At 68.2% G+C, this 25,672-nt stretch carries 24 protein-coding genes and 1 pseudogene; 14 read left to right on the top strand and 11 right to left on the bottom strand.

Annotation, left to right across the window (positions count from 1 at the left end; genetic code table 11):
* Positions 1 to 123 precede the first annotated feature (123 nt).
* The 3 genes from LV75_RS08845 (at position 124) to LV75_RS08835 (ending at position 4,021) form a co-directional block, all read left to right on the top strand.
* On the top strand, positions 124 to 2,103 hold the full coding sequence (locus tag LV75_RS08845; protein WP_253886315.1) for a methyl-accepting chemotaxis protein: 1,980 nt from the start codon (positions 124 to 126) through the stop codon (positions 2,101 to 2,103).
* A 223-nt stretch (positions 2,104 to 2,326) separates the two neighbouring features.
* A complete protein-coding gene (locus LV75_RS08840; protein WP_253886314.1) occupies positions 2,327 to 3,121 on the top strand; it encodes a nuclease-related domain-containing protein in 795 nt (264 codons plus the stop codon).
* 141 nt (positions 3,122 to 3,262) lie between these two features.
* Positions 3,263 to 4,021, top strand: coding sequence for a S1 family peptidase (locus tag LV75_RS08835; protein ID WP_253886313.1), 759 nt, complete (start codon positions 3,263 to 3,265; stop codon positions 4,019 to 4,021).
* 204 nt (positions 4,022 to 4,225) lie between these two features.
* Here the strand turns inward: LV75_RS08835 and LV75_RS08830 are convergent, their stop codons facing one another.
* Positions 4,226 to 5,641 carry an alpha/beta hydrolase family protein gene (locus LV75_RS08830; protein ID WP_253886312.1) on the bottom strand — a complete coding sequence of 472 codons (1,416 nt, stop codon included), beginning with the start codon at positions 5,639 to 5,641 and terminating at the stop codon, positions 4,226 to 4,228.
* Between the two features lie 213 nt (positions 5,642 to 5,854).
* Between LV75_RS08830 and LV75_RS08825 the strand changes: the two genes are divergently transcribed.
* Together LV75_RS08825 and LV75_RS08820 are read left to right on the top strand one after the other, a co-directional pair.
* A complete protein-coding gene (locus LV75_RS08825; RefSeq protein ID WP_253886311.1) occupies positions 5,855 to 6,961 on the top strand; it encodes a sensor histidine kinase in 1,107 nt (368 codons plus the stop codon).
* The gene (locus tag LV75_RS08820; protein WP_253886310.1) at positions 6,958 to 7,626 is read left to right on the top strand and encodes a response regulator transcription factor; all 669 of its coding nucleotides are present in this window, start codon (positions 6,958 to 6,960) and stop codon (positions 7,624 to 7,626) included. The genes LV75_RS08825 and LV75_RS08820 overlap by 4 nt, the downstream gene beginning before the upstream one ends.
* A gap of 210 nt (positions 7,627 to 7,836) precedes the next feature.
* Here the strand turns inward: LV75_RS08820 and LV75_RS08815 are convergent, their stop codons facing one another.
* Positions 7,837 to 9,918 carry a DUF8189 domain-containing protein gene (locus LV75_RS08815; protein ID WP_253886309.1) on the bottom strand — a complete coding sequence of 694 codons (2,082 nt, stop codon included), beginning with the start codon at positions 9,916 to 9,918 and terminating at the stop codon, positions 7,837 to 7,839.
* A gap of 357 nt (positions 9,919 to 10,275) precedes the next feature.
* On the opposite strand from LV75_RS08815, the gene LV75_RS08810 reads away from it, so the two are divergent.
* Together LV75_RS08810 and LV75_RS08805 are read left to right on the top strand one after the other, a co-directional pair.
* Positions 10,276 to 11,646 (top strand): helix-turn-helix domain-containing protein, encoded by a 1,371-nt coding sequence (locus tag LV75_RS08810; RefSeq protein ID WP_253886308.1) that lies wholly within the window; start codon positions 10,276 to 10,278, stop codon positions 11,644 to 11,646.
* 253 nt (positions 11,647 to 11,899) lie between these two features.
* Positions 11,900 to 14,269, top strand: a complete 2,370-nt coding sequence (locus tag LV75_RS08805; protein WP_253886307.1) for an ATP-binding protein — start codon at positions 11,900 to 11,902, stop codon at positions 14,267 to 14,269.
* A gap of 1,026 nt (positions 14,270 to 15,295) precedes the next feature.
* Here the strand turns inward: LV75_RS08805 and LV75_RS08800 are convergent.
* Genes LV75_RS08800 through LV75_RS36010 form a run of 3 tightly spaced genes read right to left on the bottom strand, consistent with a single transcriptional unit; the run spans position 15,296 to position 17,983 of the window.
* Complete coding sequence (locus LV75_RS08800; protein ID WP_253886306.1) at positions 15,296 to 16,228, bottom strand: restriction endonuclease; 933 nt, start codon at positions 16,226 to 16,228, stop codon at positions 15,296 to 15,298.
* Positions 16,229 to 16,278: 50 nt separating this feature from the next.
* Positions 16,279 to 16,797 (bottom strand): flavoprotein, encoded by a 519-nt coding sequence (locus LV75_RS08795; protein ID WP_253886305.1) that lies wholly within the window; start codon positions 16,795 to 16,797, stop codon positions 16,279 to 16,281.
* Positions 16,790 to 17,983 (bottom strand): helix-turn-helix transcriptional regulator, encoded by a 1,194-nt coding sequence (locus LV75_RS36010; protein ID WP_504923297.1) that lies wholly within the window; start codon positions 17,981 to 17,983, stop codon positions 16,790 to 16,792. The genes LV75_RS08795 and LV75_RS36010 overlap by 8 nt, the downstream gene beginning before the upstream one ends.
* 267 nt (positions 17,984 to 18,250) lie before the next feature.
* On the opposite strand from LV75_RS36010, the gene LV75_RS08785 reads away from it, so the two are divergent.
* Positions 18,251 to 18,613 (top strand): hypothetical protein, encoded by a 363-nt coding sequence (locus LV75_RS08785; RefSeq protein ID WP_253886303.1) that lies wholly within the window; start codon positions 18,251 to 18,253, stop codon positions 18,611 to 18,613.
* 566 nt (positions 18,614 to 19,179) lie between these two features.
* On the opposite strand, the gene LV75_RS08775 is transcribed toward LV75_RS08785, so the two are convergent.
* Together LV75_RS08775 and LV75_RS36005 are read right to left on the bottom strand one after the other, a co-directional pair.
* A complete protein-coding gene (locus LV75_RS08775; protein ID WP_486303605.1) occupies positions 19,180 to 20,250 on the bottom strand; it encodes an NsdA family TPR-like regulatory protein in 1,071 nt (356 codons plus the stop codon).
* 17 nt (positions 20,251 to 20,267) lie between these two features.
* Positions 20,268 to 20,447 (bottom strand): annotated as a pseudogene (locus LV75_RS36005) (helix-turn-helix domain-containing protein); the annotation flags it as partial.
* A 335-nt stretch (positions 20,448 to 20,782) separates the two neighbouring features.
* Here LV75_RS36005 and LV75_RS08765 point away from each other — a divergent pair.
* Complete coding sequence (locus LV75_RS08765; protein WP_253886299.1) at positions 20,783 to 21,082, top strand: hypothetical protein; 300 nt, start codon at positions 20,783 to 20,785, stop codon at positions 21,080 to 21,082.
* The gene (locus LV75_RS08760) at positions 21,058 to 21,429 is read left to right on the top strand and encodes a hypothetical protein (RefSeq protein ID WP_253886298.1); all 372 of its coding nucleotides are present in this window, start codon (positions 21,058 to 21,060) and stop codon (positions 21,427 to 21,429) included. Before LV75_RS08765 ends, LV75_RS08760 begins: the two co-directional genes overlap by 25 nt.
* A gap of 48 nt (positions 21,430 to 21,477) precedes the next feature.
* Here the strand turns inward: LV75_RS08760 and LV75_RS08755 are convergent, their stop codons facing one another.
* Positions 21,478 to 21,945, bottom strand: a complete 468-nt coding sequence (locus tag LV75_RS08755) for an NUDIX hydrolase (protein WP_253886297.1) — start codon at positions 21,943 to 21,945, stop codon at positions 21,478 to 21,480.
* A 9-nt stretch (positions 21,946 to 21,954) separates the two neighbouring features.
* Positions 21,955 to 22,698, bottom strand: a complete 744-nt coding sequence (locus LV75_RS08750; RefSeq protein WP_253886296.1) for an XRE family transcriptional regulator — start codon at positions 22,696 to 22,698, stop codon at positions 21,955 to 21,957.
* A 152-nt stretch (positions 22,699 to 22,850) separates the two neighbouring features.
* On the opposite strand from LV75_RS08750, the gene LV75_RS08745 reads away from it, so the two are divergent.
* The 4 genes from LV75_RS08745 to LV75_RS08730 all read left to right on the top strand — a co-directional run bounded on the left by LV75_RS08745 (position 22,851) and on the right by LV75_RS08730 (position 24,385).
* Positions 22,851 to 23,264 carry a plasmid replication, integration and excision activator gene (locus tag LV75_RS08745; protein ID WP_253886295.1) on the top strand — a complete coding sequence of 138 codons (414 nt, stop codon included), beginning with the start codon at positions 22,851 to 22,853 and terminating at the stop codon, positions 23,262 to 23,264.
* 16 nt (positions 23,265 to 23,280) lie between these two features.
* Complete coding sequence (locus LV75_RS08740) at positions 23,281 to 23,493, top strand: hypothetical protein (protein WP_253886294.1); 213 nt, start codon at positions 23,281 to 23,283, stop codon at positions 23,491 to 23,493.
* Positions 23,490 to 23,789, top strand: coding sequence for an AMED_5909 family protein (locus LV75_RS08735; RefSeq protein WP_253886292.1), 300 nt, complete (start codon positions 23,490 to 23,492; stop codon positions 23,787 to 23,789). The genes LV75_RS08740 and LV75_RS08735 overlap by 4 nt, the downstream gene beginning before the upstream one ends.
* Before the next feature lie 263 nt (positions 23,790 to 24,052).
* Positions 24,053 to 24,385 (top strand): tyrosine-type recombinase/integrase, encoded by a 333-nt coding sequence (locus LV75_RS08730; RefSeq protein ID WP_253886291.1) that lies wholly within the window; start codon positions 24,053 to 24,055, stop codon positions 24,383 to 24,385.
* Positions 24,386 to 24,943: 558 nt separating this feature from the next.
* Here LV75_RS08730 and LV75_RS08725 read toward each other — a convergent pair.
* Together LV75_RS08725 and LV75_RS08720 are read right to left on the bottom strand one after the other, a co-directional pair.
* Complete coding sequence (locus LV75_RS08725) at positions 24,944 to 25,297, bottom strand: hypothetical protein (protein ID WP_253886290.1); 354 nt, start codon at positions 25,295 to 25,297, stop codon at positions 24,944 to 24,946.
* Positions 25,294 to 25,672, bottom strand: a 379-nt coding sequence (locus LV75_RS08720) for a tetratricopeptide repeat protein (RefSeq protein WP_253886289.1), incomplete at its 5' end; no start/stop codon positions are given. The genes LV75_RS08725 and LV75_RS08720, both read right to left, overlap by 4 nt.

Here is a 25,672-nt window from a genome sequence, read left to right as displayed (position 1 = left end):
GCCGCTCGGGTCCACAAGGTGCACTGGATAGCCGCGACCCGACCGGGTGACTGGCCTCAGGCCGGGGGGCGGGCCGCCGATACGAGGGCCGAACCGCCACCGCCTGCCTCAGGGAGCGTCCGCATGTCGAGTTTCCGGGGCCGTTTGCTCGTCGTGCTCGTCCCGGTCGTGGTCATCGGCTTGGCCGTGTTGTCGGCCTTCGTCGTGCTCAGCGCCACGACGCTGGAGGAGGACGCGCAGCGGGGGCACGGTCGTGATGTCGCGGAGAGCCTGGCCCGGCAGGTCGAGACCCAGATCTCGGCGGCTCGCGCGGCGGAGCGCTCGATCGTCGCCGCGGGTGCCGCGATGCCGGTGGAGAGCCGTCCGCTACTGGACGAGGTGGTCCGCGGGGCGCTCGCCACCACGCCCGAGATCTACGACATGTACCTGTGCTTCGACGCCCCCGGCGACCCGCGCTACCCGTTGTCCAGCGTCTACCAGTACCTCTGGGTCAAGGACGGGAGCGGCACGCCCGTGCGGCAGGACCTCGACGACGCGGCGAACGCCGACGCCATCACCTACGCCTGGTACACCGAGCCCAAGCGCACCGGCGCCGAGAGCACCGTCGAGCCGTACTACGACGAGAACCTGAAGGCGCTGATGACCTCGGTGACCGCGCCGATGGTCCAGAACGGTCGCACGATCGGGGTCGCGGGCGTCGACGTCACCCTCGACCAGCTCTCCAAGAAGGTGAGCGCCGCGAAGGTGTCCGAGCACGGCTACGCGGTGCTGCTGTCTCGCGCGGGCACCCTGCTCGCGGCGCCTGACGCGTCGGTCGTGGGGTCGAAGACCTTGGAGCAGGCCGCGTCCGAGTCCGCGCGTGACACCGCCGCCAACCTCATGCGCTCGGTGGCCAACGGCGGCAGCGGCACCCTGGACGGCAAGGACCCGCTGTCGGCCGACGCGGGCGACGCGGTGCTGACCTGGTCGCCGGTCGAGGGGACGGGCTGGACGCTGGCGACCGTGACCCCCATGAGCGACGTCCTCGCCCCGGTGAGCGCGTTGCGGACGAAGCTGATCGGGTTCGCGCTCGGCATCGCCCTGGTCCTGCTCGCGACCGTGTGGTTCACCACCCGGCGGCTCACCGCCCGGATGCCGGTGCTGCGCACGGCGGCGCTCGACATCGCCCGCGGTCGCCTGGACGTCACCCTGCCGCGGGCCGGGCGCGACGAGCTGGGCGAGCTGTCGGCGGCCTTCGGCGAGATGGTGACGACCCTGCGCGGTACCGCGGGCCACCTCCGCCGGATCGCCTCGGGGGACCTCTCCGCCCCGATCGAGCCCGCCGGTGCCGACGACGAGCTCGGCATCGCGCTCGTGGAGATGCAGCGCGGGCTGACCGCCTCGGTGCGCGCCGTGGTGGAGACCGCCGAGGCCCTCACCGGATCGGCCGAGGCGCTGCGCAGCCAAGCCGACGAACTGCGCGACAGCGCGACCGTCACCCACACCCAGTCGGCCGCCGCCAGCCTCGGCGCGACCGAGTTCAGCGACAGCGTCGCCGAGATCGCCTCGACCGTCTCGCGCGGGGCCACGCTGGCCATCGAGGCCGAGCAGGCGACCGCCACCATGACCGAGCAACTGCACAGCCTCGCCGGGTCCTCCGCCGCCATCGCTGGTGTGGTCGACGTGATCACCAGGATCGCCGCCCAGACCCACCTGCTCGCCCTCAACGCGACCATCGAGGCATCCCGGGCAGGCGAGACCGGCCGCGGCTTCGCCGTCGTGGCGACCGAGGTCAAGGGCCTCGCCGAGTCGACGACGACCGCGACGGTGAGCGTCACCGACCGCATCGCGGCCATCCAGTCCGATGTGGACGGAACGGTCCGGGTGATCGAGCAGATCGGCACCTCGATCCGCGACATGGCCGAGCTGCAGGGCACGATCGTCGCCGCGGTGGAGGAGCAGTCAGCCGCCTCGCACTCGGTCCGCGAGAGCATCGGCCACGTCACGAACGTGGCCGCCCGCACCGAAACCAACGTCCAAGCCAGCCTCGGCCTCGCCGACGACTTGGCCACCGCCGTCCAGCGGTTGGAGCAGGTGAGCAGGAGCTTCCGCCTACCGAACTGACCGGCGCTCACCTTTGCCAACGGATCCCGCGCAACAGCCGCCGTTCATGCGCGCGATTGGCAGTGCGAACCACATAACCTGAACTGGCGGGCCCGGTTGGAATAGCACTGTGCCTGCGGATAGCGCACAAGATCTTGGGGGTGGGTGGACGGAAAGCGACAGTCTCGGGCTGTACTGCTTGGTGCGCGCCAACATCCGGCTTGATGGCGCTAGCGTGAGGTGGGTGCGCACCGAGGAGCTTTCCAATCACCCGTTGGCACAGGTTCGAGCCCTGCAAGCCTCGATCGCCGAGGTCGATGCCCGTCGGGCCGAGCATCTGCGGGCGGTAAGGACGTTGCGCCGTGATAACGCGGCATCTCGGCGGTGGTGGCAGTGGGGGCTGTGGTGGCGGCATCGACGCCAAGAGGCGGTGATGCTGGCGCGGATTCCGCGGGTAGACCCGGCTTTGCAACAGGAGTTGGCCCGGTACCAAGCGGGAGCGGCAGCGGAGGAGCACGCCGCGTGGGAGTTGATGGCGTGCTTCGACGACAGGTGGGCGCTGTTCCTGGGCTACCTCAACCGCCGCGGTGAGGTTGACCTGGTGCTGGTCGGGCCAGGTGGGGTGTGGGCGATCGAGGTCAAGGGCCGCGGCGTGCGTGTGCACGTTGATGGTGAGGAATGGACTTTCGAGAAGTTCGACCGCTACGGCAACCTGGTCGACGACGGAAGGCTCTGCGATCGGAGTGGGCGCAGCTGGGGCCGCCAAGTCCGCGACGTGGCCGGTGCATTGGAAGCATTCCTGCTCAAGCGGGGTGTTCCTGTCCCCGTCAACGCCGCCGTGGTGGTCATGCACGACCGCGCCGAAGTCGGCTCTCTCTATGACCTGCCGATCGTGCTCAGCATCGGCACCGATTACCTGGTCGATCAAATCCGCAGCGTCCCCGCCACTCTGAGCACCCACCAACAAGCCGACGTCGAGCGCTTGATCCGCCAAGACCACGAGTTCCACCGCGAACGCCGCAGCCAACGCCGCCGCTGACCGGTCGAGCCGGGGCGCATGACCGATGCTCCGATCGGGTGGGTGGTCGGACGGGGCCCGTAACGCCAAGATCGTTCCCTCCGACCACTTCGGACGTGGGCCGTCGGCCCGAAGTGTGACACCGGCTCTCGAGGAGGGGACATGCCCACGCTCCGCCGTGGTATGCGGGTCCAGCGTCAGGGGATCAACGCGCAGTGCTCGGTCGGCCCGTTCTTCCAGGGGACCGACGCCACCTACTTCCTCACCGTCCAGCACGGGGTGACCGGGCCCGGGAACAACCGGGTCGTCGAGGCGTGCTTCGACGGGTTCGCCTACACCCGGGTGGGGACGTACATCACCGGGATCCAGGACGAGGCGGTGGACTGGGCGATCGTCAAGATCGACCCCGGCATCACCGTCGACGCCGCGGTGCCGGTGGGGCAGACGGCGGCGAAGTTCGCCAGTGTCGCGGCCCAGAAGAAGCTGACCGCGGTCGGCTACAACTACCAGCAGGGTGGGCCCGCCCTCTTCGAGTCCGCCGACTTCACCCACGGCGACCTCAACGGCAGGGTCGACAACAGCCCCACCTTCCGCCAGCAGTACCAGTGCCGCACCACCGGCGAGCGCCGGGCCAACTCGGGCGACTCGGGCAGCGCGGTGTTCGACCAGGTCGGCAAGCTCATCGGCATGGAGTGGGCCATCGAGTGGGACGGCACCCGCGACCGCCACCTCTTCTACGCCCAGCCCATCATCACCGTCGCCGTGTCGCTCATCGGCAGGCTCTGGGACCTGGAGGTCAACCACCCGGACCACCCGGACTGGCCGCTCGCCAAGCCCATCTCCCAACAACTGGGCTCCGACAAAGCCCGCGTCAAGCAGACCGACCCACTCGTGGCCTTCACCTTGAGCCTGATCCACTGATCTGCGGCGGCCGTGTCGGGCGGTTGAGCACACCCGACGGCTAGCCAACCCTGCTCTCGGCACAGACAGATATATCTCCGTGCGGTGCCTGCCCGCTTCACTGAGCGGGCAACGCTTCCGCGGAGGTCACCCAATCCCAGAGCTTGCAGGCTGGTCCTCGGCGGTTTGATCGACGAGGGCCAGCCCGTCGCGGCCAGCAGTCGGTCAGCCGTGGAACACGGTGAGTTCGCCGTAGGTCGACAGGGTGGCCGTGAGGTCGCTGGATCCGTTGCGCAGGACGGAATCCAGGAACGCGAGACTGGTGGCGGCGACGACGTGGGGGCTTTCGGTGCGGCCGAGGGTGCCGACGATCGAGGGGAGCGGGGGCAGGTACAGGGGGCCGTCCATGAAGGTGAGGTGGGCGGCGCCGGGGATGGTGAGGCGGTAGTTCTTCGCCGTGCCGCGGGTGAGGACGTCGGTGAGTTGGGGCACGTAGCGCGGATCGGTGTCCGGGGTGATGGCCTGGGTGAGCGCGAGCGTCGGCTGGCTGAGGTCGGGCGACAGGGGACCGCGGGGGTAGCCGTCCAGGTCGATGACGGCGTCGAACCGGTGGTCACGCCTGGCGGCCTGCAGTGCGGCGGCGCCACCCATGGAGTGGCCGGTCGCGGCGACTCGGCCGGTGTCGAGGTGTCCGGCCAAGGGGTCGGCGGCTTGGTCGAGAGCTTCCAGCCGGGTCAGCGCGAAGCTGAGGTCGGCGGCCCGGATCGACGTCCAGTCGTCGGCCAGGTGGTCGTCCTGGTCCCGGTCGCCGGAGGAGACGGTCGCGGTGGTGATCGTCCGGCCGTCGGCGAGGACGACGGCGGCGGAGTCGTACGGGTGGTCGAGCGCGGCGACGACGTAGCCGTGGCTGGCGAGGTCCTCCGCCCACGCGGTGTTCTGGGTGCGGACCCCGCTGGACCCCGGCGAGAACAGCACCACCGGGAACCGTCCGTCCGCCGCCGGGGCGTCGGGAATCGCGTGGGTACGGGCGAGCGGAACGCCGTCGAACAGGAAACCCGGCAGGCCGACCCCGCCCGCGAGTGCCTCGGCGACGGTGCGCGCCTCGTCCTCGGTGCGCCCGAGGTACTGCGCGCGCGGTCCCGTTGAGCCCTTTCGCGCGGGGTACCAGAGCTGGGCCACGACCGTGCGCCGGTCCTGCGGATCGGTGGTGAAGGTCTCGGGGCGGTCCGGGTCGGTCCACTGCAGGACGCGGGTGCCGACCGCGAAGTCGCCGGAGGGCTCTGGGAGGACGGGGACGGGGAAGGCCCACGCCGCCACGGGGCCGGTGATGATCAGGCAGGCGCAGACCACCGATCCCGGCAACGCCAACCACCAGCGGACCCGCCGGGCACGGCCTCGCACCAGCGGCATGATGGCGAACGGCGCCGCCACGATCGCACCCGCCAGCACCGGCAGCAGTTGCCAGCGGAGCCCTGTCACGCCGAGCACCACCACGGACAGCAGGAACACCGCCCCCGCCGCGATGGTGAAGCGTGGGCGGGCAGCGGCTGGCAGCCAGCGCGCCACCACCAGAGAGATGGCGCTGAGCACCGTCAGGACTTCTAGTGGGGACAGGTTCAGTCCCGTGATGATGTCGGTCACCTGGCCATATTCAGCGCCGGACCCACGCGCCCACATCGCTCCTTGGACTCGAACCCGGTGCCGCCCCCAGTGGCAATCGAGCACCCCGGCTGACCGGCCGCAGTACGACCACAGGAGGTATCGGGACTCCTACCGTGGTCGCAATCCGTCCCGTCGACGTCAGACGGTGGGCTCATGTGCGCGGCGGGGCCGTCGACCTACCATCGCCATATGATGTCCGAGCTGCGCTGGGCGTCCCGACTGCCGCTGGCGGTGTGGGACTCGCTGCTCCCTGCGCTCCTCCTGCTGAACGTCTTGACCATGTGGACACCCGCGGAGCTACCCGTGGCCGCCGCGCTCACCGTCGCACTCGCGCTGCCCTTGGTGTGGCGGCGCCAGGCCCCGCTCACAGTGTTCGGTGTAGTGGTGGCCGCGGCCTTCGTCCAGTTGCTTGTGGACATCCAGCTGCCCGCGGACGTCGCACTGCTGGTGGCTCTGTACACAGTGGCCGCGAACGCGAGCAGGCGCGTCACGCTCGTCGCTGTCATGGTCGTGGAGATCGGGGCGGCCTTCGCATGTCTACGCTGGGCGACGGACGGCGCGTTCCTGACCCCGTTCGCCGCGCTCACCGCCTTGGTCGTCGCCGCGGCCGCCCTCGGTGTGAACGACCGGACCACGCGCGCCTACCTGGAAGCCTTGCGGGATAGGGCCGTCGTCGAGGAAAGGGCCAGGATCACCAGGGAGATGCACGACATCGTCACCCACAACCTGTCCGTCATGGTCGCGCTCACCGACGCCGCCGTCCACGCGCAGCACCGGTCGCCGGACAAGGCCACCACCGCGATGCTCCAGGTCGCCGAAACCGGCAGGCAGGCATTGACCGACATGCGGCGCTCACTCGGCGTCCTGCGCACCGACGAACTGGACGCGGCGCGCCACCCGCTGCCCGGCATCGCGCAACTGGAGACCCTCGCGGGTCAGATGTGCGCCGCCGGGCTCCCGACCAGCCTCGACATCGACGGTGGCCACACGCACATACCCGCGACCGCGCAACTGACCGTCTACCGCTTGGTGCAGGAAGCCTTGACCAACACCCTCAAGCACACACCCACCGGTACACATGCGACGGTCCGGATCGCGTGCGCCGCCGAGGCCGTCACGGTCGATGTCACCGACACCGGCCCGCAGGCTTCCCTCGTCACCCCCGCTGGCCACGGCATCACCGGCATGCGCGAGCGCTCGGCGGGCTACGGGGGGACGGTGCTGGCCGGACCGCTTCCCGGTGGTGGCTGGGGAGTGCACACCCGCCTCGTCTTCGGCGGCCCGGCGGCGTCCGCATGACGATCCGCGTCCTGATCGCCGACGACGAGGCGTTGCTGCGCATGGCGTTCAGCATGGTCCTGGAAGCCCAGCCCGACCTGGCGGTGGTCGGTGAAGCCGAGGACGGTGCCACCGCCGTCCGCCTCGCAGCCGACCTGCGCCCCGACGTCGTCCTCATGGACGTCCGCATGCCGGGGACCGACGGGATCGAGGCGACCCGGCAGATCGTGCAGACCTGCCCGCAGACCAGGGTGCTGGTCCTCACCACCTTCGACGTGGACGAGTACGCCTTCGCCGGACTCAAAGCCGGGGCGTCGGGTTTCCTGTTGAAGAACACCAGGCCCGAGGAACTGCTCACCGCGATCCGCACCGTGGCCGCGGGCAACGCGGTGGTCTCCCCGCGCATCACCCGCCGCCTGCTGGAGAAATTCCGCCCACACATCCCCGGCGCCGCCACCGCCGCCCGCGACGAGCGGTTGAGCAGGCTCAGCGCGCGTGAGCGCGAGGTGCTCGTCCAGGTGGGCTCCGGTCTGTCCAATGTGGAGATCGCCGCCACCCTGCAGCTCGCCGAGGCGACGGTGAAGTCCCACCTGGGGCGCATCCTGCACAAACTCGAACTCCGCGACCGGATCCAGGCCGTGATCTTCGCCTACGAGAGCCGCCTCATCCAGGCTCCGTCCGCCTAGCCGGGCAGGCGCGAGCGGGGGGTGTGTCGCCAAGCCGAGATGCTGCCGGTACCCGCACAGCCGGTCCGGCGGTCGCACTGTCGCGGGATCGTCGGTCCACCGCAGAAGGGCGCCTCGCACGCCCGGGGGCGATCGGGGTGCGAGGCGCCCGCTTCAGGACACCGGGACAGGTCGGAGCGTGCCTGCCCGGGCGTCACGTGCGCGGATCGGTCAGGGACCTTCGATCTCGCGATAGCGGCTCAGCGGTGAACCACCACTGCACAGGATCTGGTTGCGCACGACCAAGTGCCCCGCGTCGGTCAGCGCGAAGGAGAACACGCAGCCGTCGCGGTCGACGGCGGCGGCGGGTTGGTCGACGTGCACCGAGCCGACGTCGGACCACGAGGTGGCATAGCCCGCGTTGGGTCCGGTTTGCCTGGTCGTGCTCTGGCCGGAGCCCGCGTTCCCGGTGAAGACCAGGATGCGCGAGTCCGCGACCGGCGTGGAACCCGCCCAGGGACCGGGCGCGTCGCTCGCGGCAACTGCACCGACGCCGCCGTGGCCGCCGATCTGCTCGCCGTACGGGCTGAACGTCTCGTCGGCGCGCTGCCACGTGTGACCGACCAAGCCCGCGAAGTCGTTGCCGGAGTTGGTGGCCAGCCGGTAGAACACGTCGAGCCTGCCGTCCTTGTTGTGCACCACCGAAGGCGGACCGGAGGGCTCGTACCCGGCCAGCTTCGGCTGCGCGACGTAGTCCTGGCCGGGTGCGGCGCGCCAGCGCCGGATGGAACCGACGCCGTTGTCGATGGAGTACGCGAACACGTTGACGCCGTTGGTCCGGTCGACCCCCAGAGCGACCGGGTCCTGCACGCCCGGTCCACCGCCGAGGTCGGCCCAGGTGGTGTTCCACGCCCCGTTCGCCACGCGCTGGGTGATCAGACTGACCCCGCCGCCACCGTTCTTCACCGCCACGCGCAACAGCCCGTCCTGGCCGAGCACCGCGACCGGGGCACCGACCTGGGCCTCGGTGTTCGACCCGGCGTTGGGGTTGCCCAGCGACGCCCACTGGCTGGAGAACACGTCGTTCGCCCGCACCTGCCAGGTCGTCACGACCTCGAAGGTGTCGGCGCGGCGGGCGAACACCTGGAGCCGGTGGTCGGCGTTGCGGCCTACGGTCAGGCCGGGCAGCAGGGGCCACGGGGTGGCCAGCACCTCACCCCGGCCGAACTCGCCGTCGGCCCCCTGGTACCAGGTGACCAGGCGACCGCTCAGCACGGCGAACGCCTCCAAACGGCCGTCGGCGTTCGCGCCGACCCAGGTGGTCCCGGTCGGGTACCGGTGGTACATGCGCTTGGTCCAGCCCAGGTAGGTCGAGCTGGTGGGGGAGGTGTAGAGGTCCCAGCCGTCGTAGGCGAGGTAGGCGGCCGCCTTCTGGTCGCGACCGCCGTCGGGCCGGTCGGCGAGCCCGGTCAGGTTCTGCTGTCCGTCGGAGATGTTGTAGTCGCGGTAGTTGACCAGGTCGACAGCCGCGTTGCCCGTCTCGTCGGTGTGCGCCCCGGCCGCCTCGGCGGCGAAGCGGGCGGTGCGGATGTGGTCGGCGTGGTCACCGGCGTACCTGGGGTCGGGTTCCGGGTCCTGCGCCCGGATGACGGTCGGGTGGTAGTGGTCGAACAGGCCGCGCAGCACGTCCACCAGCCGGTCGTGGTCGTAGCTGTAGCGCGGCGCGTAGGTGCCCCAGGTCAGCACGGTGTTCGCGGTTCCGGTGCGCTCCCACAGGTGGACCAGGCTGCCCTCACCCTGCGGGGCGACGTCGGGGTGACCGTCGGCGTTCTCCGGCAGGTTGAGGAACACCAGCGCCAGGTCGGGCCTGCCGCGCAGCGTGTACTCGTCCACGGTGACCGGGCCGTCGCCGGTGTCGACCGACACGGTGCCGTGGTCCCACGCGTCGGCGCGCCCCGCCATCAGCGCGTTCGCGGCCATGGCGCCCCGCTGCCTGCAGTAGGCGTACTCCTCCCGGACCAGGTCGTCGCCCGCCTTGCAGGTGCCGCGGTCGGGCAGCGGGCCCTCGGCGCCGGGGCCGTGCGTGTTCTCCCCGGCGGTGACGAAGATGGTCTTGACCGGCCGCCCCACCCGGATCGAGTTCTGCAGGTCGGGGTTCATGAACAGGATGTCGTCGTCCTGGTGCGCGACGACGTGGACGATCACCGGGGCCGGGCCCGCCGCGGTCGCGGGTGCCCCGGCCGCGGGCACTGTCGCTCCAACCGCGAGCGCCACCCCCACCACGGCGACGACGGCCGTGAGCCTTTTCCTCATCACTACTCCTCCACGGTGTCGCGTGGTCGGACCTGCCGACCACGCAGATTCCCCCATCCGAAGGGCCATCCACTCTTCGCGGGCGGCCCCCGGGGATCAGTGCAGCACGCGATCACGACGGGGAACACGAAGAACGACAGGCAGGAATCAGTGCGCCACGCGGTTGTCCGTTTCGCCTGTACCACAACGGTTTCCCAGAAGCCCTGGCACGTACTGGCTGTCGCCTGCGGCCTTCGGCCGCGCTGGGCCCGCAAGCCTTGTCGCGCCTGGCTCCGGGCGATGCGGGCAACACGGGCACACGCGGTCGGCCACCGTGGGAGACTCCAGGCCACTGGTCGCCGGGAGGGAGCCCACCGCATGGCGAGCGCGGCGTTCGGGGACCTGCTGCGGTTCCACCGGTTGCGGGTCCGGTTGACGCAGGAGGAGTTGGCCGAGCGCACCGGGGTCAGCGTCCGGGCCATCCGCGAGGTGGAGAGCGGTCGAGCGCGCAGGCCGCAGCGCCGGACCGCGCGGCTGCTGGCGGGCGGCCTGGGGCTGGCCGGCGACCGCGAAACCGAGTTCCTGGGATTCACTGGCGCGGTCCAGGGCGGGGATACCTCGCCGCACGCCGGGATGTGCGCGTTGCCGCCGGTCGTGCTTGAGGTCACCGGCCGCGACAGCGAGCTGCACGAGCTCGAGGCCCAGGCCGAACAGGCCGCCGCCGGGCCGGGTGCGCGGACCGTGCTGGTGCACGGACTGCCGGGGGTGGGCAAGACCGCCTTGGTCGTGGCCGCCGGTCACCGGCTGGGGCACCGGTTCGAGGGCGGGTGCCACTTCCTGGACCTGCGCGGCATGGGCCCCGACCCGCTCACGCCCGCGGCCGCGGCGCACCGGCTGCTGGCCGCGTTCGGCGTCGACGAGCGCGCGGTCCCCGACGACGAGGAGGACCGGCTGGCCCTGTACCGGTCGCTGGTACGCGACCGCCCGCGGCTGCTCGTCCTGGACAACGCCGCGACGGAGGCGCAGGTGCGGCCGCTGCTCGCGGGTGGCCCGGGATCGGTGGTGCTGGTGACCAGCCGCGGCACACTGGCCGGATTGGCGGTTCGGCACCGGTTGGCGGTGGGGGTGCTGTCCACCGAAGCCTCGGTCCGGCTGTTGGCGGCGGTCGCGGTCGCGGGTCGGGTGCTGGCCGAACCCGCCGCCGCGGCCCGGGTGGCGCGGCTGTGCGGTGGCATTCCGCTGGCGCTGGTCATCGCGGGCAACCGGTTGACCAGCCGCGGTCGGTGGACGATCGAGCACCTGTGCGGGCAACTCGAGGGTCAGCGGCGCAGGCTCTCCGTGCTGGCGGCCGGTGACCTGCGCGTGCGCACCGCGTTCGAGCTGTCCTACCGGCACCTGCCCGCTGAGGTGGCGCGGGTGTTCCGCGGGCTGGCGCTGGTGGCGGGCCGCGAAACCTCGGTGGAGTTGGCCGCCGCGGTGTCCGGTCTGCCGCCCGAGGCGGCGGAGGCCGCGCTGGAGGAGTTGGCCGACGCCGGGTTGATCGGCATCGCCGAGACCCGCGGCCGGTACACCCACCACGACCTCATCCAGCTGTTCGCGCGTGAACAGCTGGAGTGCGACGGCGATCCGGTGGTGGCGGCCCGCGTCGGCCCCGCCCGCGGCGCGGTGCCCGATCTGGTGCTGGAGCGGGAAACCGTGCCCGGGTGCCCGGTCGACGCGCTGCCCGCGGCGATGACCCGGCGGAGGTGATCGAGGGGTGCGCACGGGTGATCAAGCTCGTCCCGGTTCAGGCGACCGCGCGGCAGAGCTTGGCTGGCGCACCCCGGCTCCCGCTCGGCTGTCCCGGCCGAAGTGGCGGGGTGGGCACTCGGCGGTGCCGTGGATGATCGCCGACCGGTGCGGCGGGCACCACGCGCAACGACCGGCGGGAATGGCCCGGGCAGGCAGGAGTGCGGAACCCGGGCCCCTTGAGGCCCAGGCCCGGCCATGATTGATTGGGCGCGTGGTGAAGGCACCGGATGACCCGCGTCCCCAGGACCTCGGGACGGTGGTGCGGGCGCGCCGGGAACGCGCACGGCTGACGCAGGAGGAACTGGCCGAGCACGCGGGGATCAGCGTCCGGGCGATCAGCGACATCGAGCGCGGGGTCGCCAGGAGCCCGCAGCGGCGCACGATCGCGGCGCTGGCAGGCCCGTTGCGGCTCTCCGAGGTCGAGCTGGGCGGCTTGCTGGCGACCGCGAAGGCGGCCCGACCGCGCCCGGAGCCGACCGCGCCCGCCACCGCGACCGCGCCGGTGTTCAGCCCGGCGGTGGTCGGTGTGCTGCCCCCGGAGGTCGACGACCTAGTCGGGCGCGCGGCGGAACTGGCCGACGTGCGGGACCTGGCTGAGGTGGCCGCGGCGGGCGGGCGCGCCGGGGAGGTCCTGGTGCTGAGCGGCCCGCCCGGCACGGGTAAGACGGCGGTGGCCACCAGCGCCGCCCACGCGCTCGGCGGGCTGTTCCCCGACGGCCGGATCTTCCTCAAGCTGCGCGGTATGGCCGAGGTGCCGGGCACCCCGGCCGACCTGTTGCACGTCGTGCTGCGGTCGCTGGGCGTCGACGGTGTCCGGGTACCCGCCGAGGTCGAGCAGCGCACCAACCTGTGCCGGTTCCTGTTGCGGGACCGCCGAGTGCTGATCGTGCTCGACGACGCCGCCGACGAGGCGCAGGTCCGCCCGCTGCTGCTCGGCGGGAGCCGGAGCCTGACCCTGGTGACCAGCAGGCAGATGCTGGTCGGCCTGGCGGGCGTGCACCGCGCCGCGCTGGAGGTGTTGAGCCGCGACGCGGCCGTGGAGCTGGTGGTCTCGATCGTCGGCCCGGCGCGGGTGGCTGGCGAACCCCGGGCGTCGGCCGAGCTGGTCGAGCTGTGCGGCAGGCTGCCGCTGGCGCTGCGCATCGCGGGCAACCGCTTGGCCAGCCGACCGCAGTGGCCGATCGACCGCCTCGTCGGCCAGCTGCGCGACCGCGGCGGGAGGCTGACCGCGCTGACCGCGGGGGACCTGCGCCTGCGCGGCGTGTTCGACATGTCCTACCGGCAGTTGCGCGAGCGGGCGGCGACCGCGTTCCGCAGGCTGTCCCTGGTACCCGGTGCCGATTTCGCGGCGGGCGCGGTCGTCGCGCTCACCGGGTCGGACGAGGCCGACGACCTGCTGGAGGAACTGGCCGACGCGAGCCTGCTCCAGCCGTCGCCGGAGCAGGGCCGCTACCAGTTCCACGACCTGCTGCGCGTCTTCGCCGCCGAGTGCCTGGTGCGCGACGAGCCCCCCGAGGTCGCGCGGGAAGCCGAGGAACGGTTGACCGCGTGGCTGGTGCGGACCGCGACCGGCGCCGCGGGCAGCCACTTCCGCCCCTCCGGCACACCGAGGGTGGCCTGCGCCGAGCTGCCGGACCACGTCGCGGCGGGCCGGTGGCTGGAGGTCGAGCGGACCAACTGGCTCCCGGCGCTGCGCCGCACCGCCGCGCGCGGTGCGCACCGCGAGGTGATCGCCCTGGCGCGGGCGATGCACTGGTACTCCGAGATCGGCGGCACGGCGGCCACCTGGCACGAGGTGTTCGGGCTGGGCCTCGACTCAGCGCTGGCCATCGACGACCGGCTCGCCGAGGCCGCGCTGCGCAACTTCCTGTCCTGGACCGAGTTCACCCTCTTCGACCGCCCGGCTGAGGCCGCCGAACTCGCCAGATCGGCCCGCACCGCCGCCGAAGCGGCAGGGGATCTACGAGAACAGGCCTGGGCGCGCGTTTACCTGACCAACTGCGACCCCGACGCCGACCACAAGACCCTGCTGGACGAGGCGATCGCCCTGTTCACCCGCGCGGGCAACGCCCTGGACCTGCACATCGCCCGCATGCACCGCGGCACGCGGCTCCACCAGTCCGGCGACCACCAGGCTGCCGCCGTCGAACTGGCCGCCTGCATCGACTTCTTCTCTCATCGCGCCGGGGAGAACACCCCGGTCGACAGCACCATCCACGGCTACCTGATGTGGCGCTCCGCCGAAAACCTCGCCGCCATCGGATCCCCAGAGCTCGCCCTGCGGCACTGCGAACAGGCGCTGGCCCTCTTCCGCGCGGGCACGGCCACCATGGGCGAGGCGACCGTCCTGCGGACGTGGGGAACCCTGGCACACTCCCAAGGCGACCTACCCGAGGCCCGCACCCGGCTACTCGAGGCCCTAGACCTCTTCGGCCAAGTCGGCCAACCCCGCCGCCAAATCGAGATCCTCGACGAAATAGCCGATATCACCCAGCGTTCAGGCGACCCCCGCACCGCAAACCACCACCGCCAACATGCCGCCGCCCTGACCGAAGCAAACTACGAACCACCCACCGAATGACAACACCCACCAAAGCAACCCCGGCCTGATGTCGGGGAAGCAGCTTGCCTAGCGCCTGTTGCCAGCTGCCATATCCGAGAACCCTCGCCGTCGGTGTAAGCGATGACATCCCCGGTTCGCTGTAGATGCCCACCAGCCCGATCCCCTCGACGTCACTCCGACAAGCAGTCGATCACCACCGCGGGCGACCTGCTCTCGCCCACCTGCGTGCACCCCGGACCCCTCGATCTGAGGGTGGTGACGTGATGTGGTCCCCAGATGGTCCCAAAACCGTCCGAAGTGGATCAGTTCAGGATCATGACTAGCTACACAAAGAACGCCCCCCACCTGCGAAAACTCGCGGATGAGGGGCGTTGCTCCGACCGTCGACCTCCTGCGCGGCTACTTGAACAAGCCTGATTTGCTGTCTGACCTGCAAGAATCCATCCGCCAGCTGGCTCTGGCATTGGAAGCGGATGAGCCGGGCGTGAGCGTGAGGGCTAGGCCCCAGCGGACCGCGACACGGCGACCGGTGGCGTCTCGGCTTACTCCCCAACAGGTAGCCGAGCTCGTGGCATCGTTCGAAGCCGGTGAAGCTACCCGGATGCAGCTTGCTGAGCGCTACGGCATCGGGCGGAGCAGCGTGGCGAAGTTGTTGCGGGAGAGTCGGCAGTCGTAGAGATTGCTGGACTGACTGGAGAAAGTGAGTGGCCATTACGCCGCTCGCCGCTCCAAGCGGCTAATGTGGCGTTCGTGATCTTGGTGCTGTTGTTCTGCTGTATGGAGGGATTCACCTACGGCTTGTTGGATGGTGTCTAGTTTGGTGTCCAGGTCGGAGATTTGGTGGACTACTTCTCTGAGCGCAGTTTGCATCTCTTGACGCAGGCCACTTACCTCCTGCGACACGGTAGTCGCAATGAATTGCTTGAGATCTCGGAATAGGTCTTCGTTGGTCATATTCAGGCAGTATGAGCTTGTTGCGTAGGCAGGTCAAGATGGAATGCACTTTGCTAACAACTTAGCAAAGTGTCGACAACTCGTCCGACCCTATTCGAAGAGTCGGCTAATCGGAAAGTGACATTCACCTGTCTCATTGGCATGGCGCTTCTTGCGCCGTAGTACATCGTCTAGGCGTGCACGCTGTTCGAGTACGCAGATGATGTCGGCGTGGTCCATGGTCATGAAAGGCGTACTTCGCTTGTACTCATCCAGCGCGCCAGCGGTGAAACCATTCACGCTAACTAGCAGCCCGAGAGCGTTCTTTCCCTTGTTTCGTACCTTGGTTGCAAAGTGATTCGCTTGCGGAACGTCTACCTTATCCTTGGTCCATTTCGCCTCAAGAACGTAATCATCGGTATCAAAGCTAAAAGCGCCGTCAATCTGCTCATTAGTGAGCACGTAGGACAGACGAGGCTCAAGGTCGAATAACTCAAAGAGATGGTTCAGAAACTTCTCAAAGTCGCGCCCTCGCTGATGAGGATTTCCATCTCCCTGCGAAGCAAGCCGATAGAAGTCATTCTTGAGGGTGTCCAGCTCGTCTGAGAACCTTCTCGCCAACTCGGCTTGCTGCGAATGCGCGTTGCGTTCCGCTTCCGACCGCTCCCGCTCGATTATCAGCTGCTCGTGCTGCGAAGTATGCCGTTGCAGTTCAGCAACCGCTTCCTTGGCTTTGCGGACTAGATTCACACTGTCTTCAAGACGCTCAAGTTCTGGGAACTTGTGCATATTTGCAACCTCCATCATTAGCTGGAGGGTGACCGACTGGTAGATGTGTTCATCGTGCATCAGCCGATCCACAAGCTCGTCTGCTACTTCGCGCTTGCTCAGATCAAAGTCGATGCCAGTTAGAAGCTGGGGATGCTGACGCAGAGCTGTACGGAGATAGCGATTGAACGACTTCTTATACCAAACGACAACTGGTAACGCATCTCGTAACGCCTGGTAGGCGCTGGTAGATATTCGTTTGGTTTGGCCGGTCATCGCAATCCCTTTCTGCTAGGCGATCTTCCTGCAGTACGCTCAACGATGGCTCAAATCAACGATTCCCTCAGGACGCCAACGAACCTCTCCCACAGGATCGTTTTGCTGGCACCCTCTGGCCGCACCAACTCATTCTCCAGCACGGCCACACCCCACTGCTCCAATTTGACCAAGCTCTCTCCAAAGGCCGGATGGGCTGCCAGGGCTGGCTTGGCGTAGGGCGCAAGGTAGGTAGGAATCCGGAGGCCAAGAGCCTCGTTAAGTACTCCTAGGGCGAAGTTGTCGGATACGACTGCTGTCCATTTGTTTACCGTGTTAAAGGTTGCAGGACAGACCAGCGCAGCATCGGCTTTCGGGAGTGAGCGGGAGTCATCAGGGTGACGTGGTGTGCTCTGTACCGGGAAGCCAGTCTGTGCGGCCAAGGCTTGCAGATCGATCCACTCGGCAGCTGTCGGCGTGGGGATGACGCAGACCCGCCAACCGAGAGGCTGAACGAGAGCAATGAGGCTGCCCAGGTCGCGGACAGGTGGTGCGGCACAGCCGACCAGGTACAGCACCGGATCAGACATGGACACCTGCCCGCTGGGCTAGTGCCCGCAGCCCCGGAGTGCTGTTGCGCTGCTCCCGACCTAGCAATGTCCGGATAACTTCGTGGGCTCCTACGATGCGAGAGACGGCTTGCTTGGCGACCCGTTCCGCTTCGAGTAGGTGCAGTACGGCTAGACTGTCATCCTGTCTGTTGGCAGCGGCGCGGCTGAGATCCAGGTGTACCTGGGAGCGGCGGCCGATGAGCACCGCGGGCAAGCGGTCGGTGTCCAGCGCGGCGCTGAGCTCTTGAGCTTGGTCATCGTCACCGAGCTGTACGGCAACAGTCAGCTCGTGGATGGCCACGTTGGTACGGCCGAAGCCGGTCCACAACCAATTGCCGTCACCACCGAGGCCATCGGCCAGCTGGTGGGCTTGGGTCAGCAGTTCCCGAGTGCTCCGGTGTTGCTCACTGCGGGCGGCCATAACTGCCGACAGCAGGAGGAGCGAACCGCGAGCCGAGAGGATCAGCCAACCGTCCTCCTGCTGCGGTGCAGAAGCCAACTCATCCGCAGCGCTGGCAGCAGTGTCCTGGGCATCGGCGAGGTGGCCGCTGCGCAGCTGGGCACAGGCCACCTGGTAGCGGGCTGCGGCGATCAGTGCTGGGGCATCGGCTTCCCGGGCAGCTCGTTGTGCCCGATCGGCGGTCACCCATGCCGTATGCATATCCCCGAGCTTGGTGGTCAACTTGGCAGCCGCGATGTAGCTGCTAGCGGTCCGCACAGCCGCAATACGGCTCGCAGTTTGGTTGTCGAGCTGGAGCAGTAGCGGGGGTAGGACCCGGGCTGTGGCCTCGTAGTCAGCGTGCTGGTAAAGCTGGTGCGCCCGGTTGACGAGCGGGGCTAGCGCCGCGCCATCTGGCAGGTGGTCGGTCTGCCTACCTGCCAGCATCCGGCGCAGAGGACCGAGTACCGGTGGCGACTGAGATGGACGAGCCACGGGGGGCGCAGTGCTGCGAACCCGGGACGACCCGAACAGCGCCAGAAGCTCACTTCGGTCTATTCCGAGCAGCGCGGCTAGCTTGGGCCACAGGTAGGGCTGAGGCTCGTTGCGTCCCGCTTCCCAGCGGTAGAAGGTTATGCGGTCGATGTGCAGTTGCGCGGCCAAGCTCTCCTGGGTGTAACCCGCTGCCTTACGCAGCCGGGCCAGAGGGGAACGGGGCGGTGCCATGCCCTTCAGTGTCCCACACGGTCAGTAGGCAGTCGTTTACGCAGGTCATCGGCGGCTGTGCAACGTTCCTGTCGCCGAAGTGCCGCTGAAGTGCGCTGTATCCGGCCGGGGCGAACCGCAATGGTCAAATGCAAGACACCCGGTACTCGTTGAGTCCCCCTCTCGTATAGGACGACTGAGCCACGTCCTTGACCCCGGTGCGCGGGGGTGTGGTCGCTGGTACCGGGTGTCGCCCACCTGCCGACTGAGCCTTGCGGGAGCCGCACCATGTCTGAATCGGGCATCACGGTTGCCGATGCGCTGCTCAGATATCCCGAGTTGTCTGACCTGGTGCTGGTCCAGGATGCCGGGTGGGGGTTCCGGCTGTTGGTCGATCCGGACGGCGCTCTGGTGGGCCTGGTGGGTACCCGCCATGTCCGGCGCTACACCAATGCCTTGTGGATCTACAGCTACACCGAGGTCATCGCGCTGCGCGTCCTGGCCGAGGAGTTCGGCGGCGGCGGCACGGTCTGGAAGTACGACCGGGGTGGCCTGACCGCCGCCGTCCAGGAGCTGCTGGCGCTTCCCGAGCCCGGGGAACGATTTGCCCTCTCACTGGTGCGGGTTTCCTCCGGGCTGTGGGTGCCGTAGGCCTGAGCGACAGCGCAGAGTCTCCGCCAGGTCGCGCCGCGCGCCCGCGCGGGCGGAGCGCAGCGGGAGCCCGCGCCGTGGTGCGATGGATGTGGACCACCTGCGGACCGGGCGGGCCAGCTCGCGCCGCGCAGGCGGCGCGGCCTTGATCCTATAGAGGCAAGTTCAGCAAAAGTGGTCAGTGCGGTTGCGTTGACAGAGTTGGAGATCGTTCAGCTTTGTAAGGATCTGGGCTAGTTGTCTTTCAATCGTCTCCAAACTCGGCGCCCCGGTGTTCTCCGCTATCTGGCCAGCGGGGGAAGGTTGTTTACCCAGGCGGACGTCGTTGAGGTGGTTTGGGTGCAGGCCCAGTGCGATGGAGAGTGCTTCGAGGGTGCGTGCGCTGCGTCGACGTCTGGTTGTGTTGTACTGGAGTTCGCGGATGATGGCTTGGGAAACCTGGGAGCGTCGAGCCAGGTCGCGCTGGCGCCAGCCGAGTAACGTTATGCGGTCGTCGATTGTTCTAGCGACTGATACCCAGTCGTCGGGTGCGCTGGCATCTTGGGTGCTCATAAGAAGATTGATGACTAACGGCCGATGCGGTGGCCTAGTTCGACCGCCTGTGAATTGGTCGGGTGTCTTTCGCTGGCAGCACGCATGACCTCTAGGCGTTCGACCAGGCGGTTGGAGCGGATGTGGGCTGCCGTGTCGGCGACCTGGTGGCCGATGTGAGCTCCTGCTTCCGGGTCGCCGCCGGTGAGGTGGGCGGTGGCTAGGTCGGTGAGGAGGAAGGCGAGGCGTTTGGTGCGGAGGGTGTGGGGCTGGCTGGTGGTTTCGGTGAGGGTGTCGATGGCTTGGGTGGCGTAGGTGGGTTGTTGGGTGGCGAGGGTGGTGTAGATGAGGCCGGTTTCGCCGGTGAGGAGGGTTTGGGTGTAAGTGCGGGGTGCTGGGAGTGGGTTGTCGGGGTTGGTGAGGGCTGATTCGGCGCGGATGAGGGTGTCTACGGCGCGTAGGGGTTGGCCGGTAGAGGCGTGGGCTTGGGCGTGGGAGGCGTAGACCAGAGCTTGGGTCTGGCCGGAGTCGGCCTGGTCGGCGGACAGGGTGGCGAGGGTGAAGGCGTTGTGGGCCTCGGTGTAGTTGCGGGACTGGGTGTAGATGCGGCCGATCTGGTTGAGGGCGAGTGCGGCGCGCATGTGGTCGTTGGCCTGGCGGGCGATGGTGAGGGCTTGGCCGGTGTAGCGGAGAGCTGGCCCGGCTAGGCCGACGCCGTGGGAGGACCAGCCAGCGAGAGTCAGGAGGTCGGAGAGGACGGCGTGGAGTTGGTGGTCGACGTTGTCGGTGTGGGGGGCGTTGAGCAGGGTTCGGGCCCAGCCGAGTTGGGCGATGACTGCGTTTCGGACGGCGCCGCCGCCTAGTTGTTGTTCTTGGGTCCAGAGGACGCGGGTGAGTTCGCGGAGTTGGTCGACCTCGGTGGTGCCGACGCGTGATGGTGTGGGGGTGGCGACGGCGGGGCTGCTCAGTAGCGCCAGGTCCGCGGTGGTGAGGGTGGCGCCCATGGCGATCTTGGCCAGTAGTCCCATGAACTCTCGTCGGTCTGGCACGGTCGGCACCGGCTCTCTGGTGGCGGGTTCCTCGGTGGGGGTGTGGGCGAGGCCCATGAGGCCGCGGGGATGCCGAGGCCGTCGGCGATGCGGGCGAGGACGTCGTAGGTGATGACTTGGCGACCGCGGGCGATGGTGGACACCTCGGGTTGGGCTTGGCCGGTGAGGTGGGCGATGCGGCGTTGGGAGATGCCGTGGCGCTTGAGGGTGCGGTAGACGGTGACGATGTCGCGCTCGGCGAGGGCGGCCCGCATGACGGGGTGGTCCCAGATCGCCGGGTCGGGTCTGTCGTTGGGGTCGCCCCAGGTGCTCATGCCTGCTCCCGCATCAGCGCTGGTCACGCCATCGGTAGCCAGCCAGGTACCCACGGTAACAACGCGTAGGGTCGCCCGTCACGCCACAACCGCGCCGAGATGACCGCCCTATATGCCCCACATATCACGTGGTGTCGATCTCGGGCTTGCATTCTGCTCGGGCGTCACCATCACCATGTGACGGAATGGAGTCGTGCGGCTAGATGAGGGTCTCGCATCCGCTCGGCGCTGGTCGCCACCCTTGGATGCCCAGTTGTCAACCGTTTGGAGCGCGTGTGAGCACACCGCAGATCGCCCCGGCCAGTCCGACCAAGCAGGTCGGCGCCCCGGAGAACCCGCCACCATGGCCTGGGGCCATCCCGAGTCTCATCGAGGAGATCGACCAGTTGGTCACGTTCGCCGGGATGGTCCGGGCGAGCCTGGATGACGGCACCCTGGGCTTGGGGATCGAGATCGACGAGTTCGACACCGCCTCGAACCGCATCGTGGAGGCGTGCCGCTGGCTTCAGTACCACCGGGCGGACGTCACCGTATCGCGGCGGCGAACCTGGTGTGGGACGAGCTGGCGCGCCTGAACCACACTGTCCGCCACCACCTCTACTGGCACGACGAGTTGACCATCAGCAGCGTCAACCTGTTCAGCACCAAGCGCCCGTCCAGCCGAGTCGAGATCCACGTCCCCGGCGACCGGCCGGAAGCGTGCACGCAGATACTCGCCTGGCGCAACACCCTGCTCGACACCTCGCTGCACCTGGAGGTCGGTGACGACCCGGGCGAACCCAAAGTCAGCGTCTACGGCTACTTCCTCGACAGGACGCCAGTGACGGTCACCGCCGCTCTGTCCGTCGAGGACGTGAACTGCCTTGACAGCAATCAGTTCGGCGACGACGTCCTCACCTGGCTCCAGGCCCACGCGGCCTGACATGTGAGTCGCACGCCAGGGCCAACCCTGCCCCTGGCGTGCGACCGGCTACGTGAAGTACGGCGCCTGTCGCTGGCTGCCGTGGAGTATCCGGAGTCGGATGGACGGGTGGATGTTCAGCTCGTCGAGGGAGTCAGGCGAACGCCACAGGACTTCCTTGCTCTCGTCACTGGTCCGGAGCGTGCCTCCGGTCGCGTGAGCTCGGAAGCAGATCGAGAACTCTTGGCGGACCTCGCCATCGGTGTAGGCGATGACATGGCCCGGGTCGCTGTAAATGCCGACCAGGCCGGTCACCTCGACATCAATGCCGGTCTCCTCCTTGACCTCCCGAACCACCGTCTGCGTAAGGGTTTCGCCCACGTCCAGCGCTCCGCCGGGGATTGAGTAGAGGTCGTTGTCGGTGCGCCGGATCAGGAGTAGCTGCCCGTCGGTATTGGTGATGTAGGCGGTCACCGCGACGACGATGCTGTTCGGGGTGGGGGCGTTGGGGTCGTGGTAGTAGTCGGTGCGGGCCATGGTGGTCTCCTACCACTTGGGGATTTTGGCCAAGCCCCAGACGCTGTCGAAGCTCTCGGAGTAGGTCTCGAACAGGTCCCCGCCGGAGAGACGGCGAAGGTGGAGCAAGGGCGCGTGCCCGGCCACGAAACCGTAGACATGGGTATTGACGAGCATGTCGTCGTCATAGCGGTAGATGCTGTTGTAGAGGGTCGTGCCGTGGACCCGGACCTCGGCGCCTGGGGTGTCGGCGAGCGGGCGGAAGAACGCTAGTGAGTTGCGGGCCTTGGCGGGGATGGCTTCGCGGCCGATGCCTTCCTCATCGCCACGCAGGGCGAGGGCCCGGGCGGCGGGGTCGCCGAGCAGGATGCGAACCTTGACGCTCTCCGCGGCTTTGGCCTGCAAGGTGCGGATGAACCGGGGGTTGTCGGCGAGGAACATGCCCGCGTAGATCAGGATCTCGATGTGCCGGGTGGCGCCGTTCAACAGCCGGTCGAAGGTCTCCGCCGGTACTGAGTGGCGGTGGGGGTAGAGCTTGACCACCTCTGACGTGCCGATCTCGGTCTTGCGCTCGGGGGCCACGGCGTCGGGCCATAGGTAGTTCTCGGTCTCGCGGACCATGGACGCGATCGTGTGCCGGTGACGCGGGTACGGCGTCCGCCCCTGGGTGATCCAGCGTTCGACGGTCTTCGGGTCGACGTTGGTGGCCTTGGCGACTTTGTCGAGGTCGAGGCCGTTCCTGAGCAGTGCGTCGCGGAGCCGTTCGTTGGCCATGGTCACCCTTTCCGGTGACGTTTAGGGACGTCTTAAGCTAGCATGAGACGTCCGTAGATGTCCCGCCATGCGGTGCTCCCGTCCTCCATTTCGGACGAAAGTTAGGTATGCCCGGGAACAGGCCCGGGCGCCTGACCAGGAGGAACGGCATCATGCCAGTCATCCCCACGCGATTTCAGGTCCAGTTCGGGGAGGTGTTCCCCGTGGGCGCGTTCGTGCTCGGTGTCGAGCCGTCCATGGCGTTCTCGGACAACCCGGCCGCAGCCAAGCAGCAGGAGCGGGACAAGGAAACCGGGCAGCTCGTGTGGATCGTGCGGGCGTTGGACGCGAACGAGGACACAGCGCGGTTCGGCGCGGAGTTCAAGGTCAAGGTAACCGCCGACCACCAGCCCGTACCGCCGGAGAAGGCCAACGGTTTCCCCTTCGCGGCTGTTGAGTTCGAGGGCCTGACCGTCACCCCCTACGCCAACGCCAAGGGGCGGATCGCGCACAGCTTCCGCGCCACCGGGATGCGCGCGCCCACCACCGGCCGCAAACCCGCTGGCGAACAGAAGACGGCTGCGTGAGCGACTAGAGACCGACATGCGCGACATGGTCCACGTCAACGTCACGGATGACCTGCCCATCAGGGCGAAGGCGCTGCCCTTCGCCGACCGGGTGGAGATCCGCTTTGGCAAAGCCTTCCCCGTGGTCCTCATCGTCGACCGGGACGCACTGGCCACGCTCGCCGAAGCGATCGAGACCGGTCGGGCTCAACTCGAAGCAGCCAACGCCCACAGCCAGGACGCGACATGACCGCTCCTCGCGACGAACCCCCCGTGATCTCCCAGCGGCCGTCCTGGCGGTCGCGGGCGCCGATACCGGACACGCTGGCTGGTGGCCGGGCCTACGTCACACCCGGCCCGCGAAGGAGCGCACCTCGGGCGGAGTGGATCGAGTACTACCGCTGGTGCCAAGAGGTCTTCCAGGCGATCGCGCGGACTGATGCCCGGCACACGCACGAAGCACTTGCGGAGGTCTTCATCGCGCGCGACTGGGAAGGGAGGTTGACCGACCCAGAGACCCTCCCAGGCAGCTACTACACGCCCTAGGTCCACAAGGGACATACCGCGCGAAGGCTCACGCGGCGATGCCGCACGCGTTCATGGCGGCTTCAGAACCGAAGGCACAGAAGCGGATTCTGGTTTGGCGACCCCATCCGCTCCTGTGCTGTCCACTCGCAGGAGCAGACAATGGCAAGCGTAGGTGATGGTCGGGGGGCTCACTCGGACGCGATGCGGGAAGAACACGAAGGGCAAGCGGGCGCGGTTGGTGCCGTTGATCGAGGAGATTCGACCGTTGGTCACCGAACAGCTTGATCGGGTGGGTAGAGACCCGGCTGTTCACGGGTCCGAGGGGCGGCAGGATCACCACCGCTGTTCTGCGGGATGCGACGCGCTGGGACGACGTCGTGGCCAAGCAGGGGTACGAGCATTTGAGGCGGCATGACCTGCGCCACAAGGGCCTAACGTGGATGGCCGATGCCGGGATTCCGGTGCACGTCCTACGGCTGATCGCTGGGCACGGCTCGTTGGACACTACGCAGCGGTACCTGCATCCGAGCAATGATCAGTTCGCCGATGCGGGAGACCTGCTGTCGGCCTACCTCCAGCGGGCCGCGCAGGTCGGGCTCAAGGTGGTGAGTTGACCGTGTCCCACACTGGCTCGGAAGTGGATCAACGACAAAGGGTCTCCGAGCGGTGAAACACCAGCTCAGAGACCCTCTAGCCGACCGTCGGGCTGACAGGATTCGAACCTGCGACCCCTTGACCCCCAGTGGCGGCCGAACGTGCCCCTGACCTGCGGAAACGGAGAATCAGCTGCGAATGGGGGAGTGGTCGGCGCAGGTTGAGCGCACTTAACTGCCGGGTCAAGCAAGCACAACGCTCCAGTTCTGCTCCAGCTCCGGTGTGCGTTCGACTCCTCGGCAGGAGCACTAAAGGGTGGGAATAGGGCTGACCAAAGGACTTGTGTCGGCAGTCTGGTAGTCACGGCGCGATTCGCGCTGTGACGTTGTCGTAGACCGGCGTACAAGGCGGCCGGTAGAGAAGGTTCGAGACCGCGTGACGGACCTGGTCACTGGTGGCTTGGTTCGCCGGGCTTCGAACGTCTGCTACTGCCGACGAGCGGGCGTGTCGGCACGGCGACCTCGGTGGTTAGTTGGTGCTGCATATGAGGCTTGATCGCGCTATAGGCGTCGGCTGGATCAGTCGTTGTCGGTGATCTCTTTCACCACGATTTCGATGATGGAGCCCCGTTGTTGCGGGTTGAGATTGTCGGCGGGGAGTTCGAGGCGGGTGCGGCGGGCGATGGTGTCCGCTTCGGGTTTCGGGTTCGTGGTCCGGAGGTCTTGGTAGATGGTCCAGGCCAGGGTGGCGGCGCTGACGATGAGGGATGCCAGGGCGATGGGGTCGAGGTAGTGGCCGGGGGAGTGGTCGGGGGCGTGTAGGGCGGCAAGGACGTCAGTGCGCAGTCGCGGGCCGTGCTCGGCGGCGAGGCGGTCGGCAGCGGCGAGTGCTGCTTTCTCGATCGCGGGGTGTGGTGTGGTGTGCTCGGTCATCGGTTGTCGCCGCCGTTCGCAGGGGGGTGGTTGTGGACGTAGGTTCGGATGTGTTGGGGGAGAGTATGGTCGGTCAGTTGAGTCCAGAGATGCTCCAGCACGGACTCTCCGAGTTTGTGGGTTAGTCGTGCCAGCTGGCTGGGTGCGCTTCCGGAGTAGGGATGAGGAAAGTCGGGGAAAAGAACGATGCAGCGCAATGCCCAGTTCATCGCCTGGCGCTCGTTGCCCCGTTTTTCGGCGAGCAGGCCAAACTGGGCGTAGCTGCGGGCCATGCCGGGCCGGTCGCCGAGGTTCTCCTTAATGGTGAGGGATTGTTGGTACCAGCGTTCGGCGTCCTCCAACCGCCCACGATCCTGGGCGATCATGCCGAGTTGG

Source organism: Actinokineospora diospyrosa (genome assembly GCF_024171925.1).
Classification (GTDB): Bacteria; Actinomycetota; Actinomycetes; order Mycobacteriales; family Pseudonocardiaceae; genus Actinokineospora; species Actinokineospora diospyrosa.
Note: the sequence above shows the minus strand (reverse complement) of the source record. Positions and strands in the feature narration are given on the sequence as shown.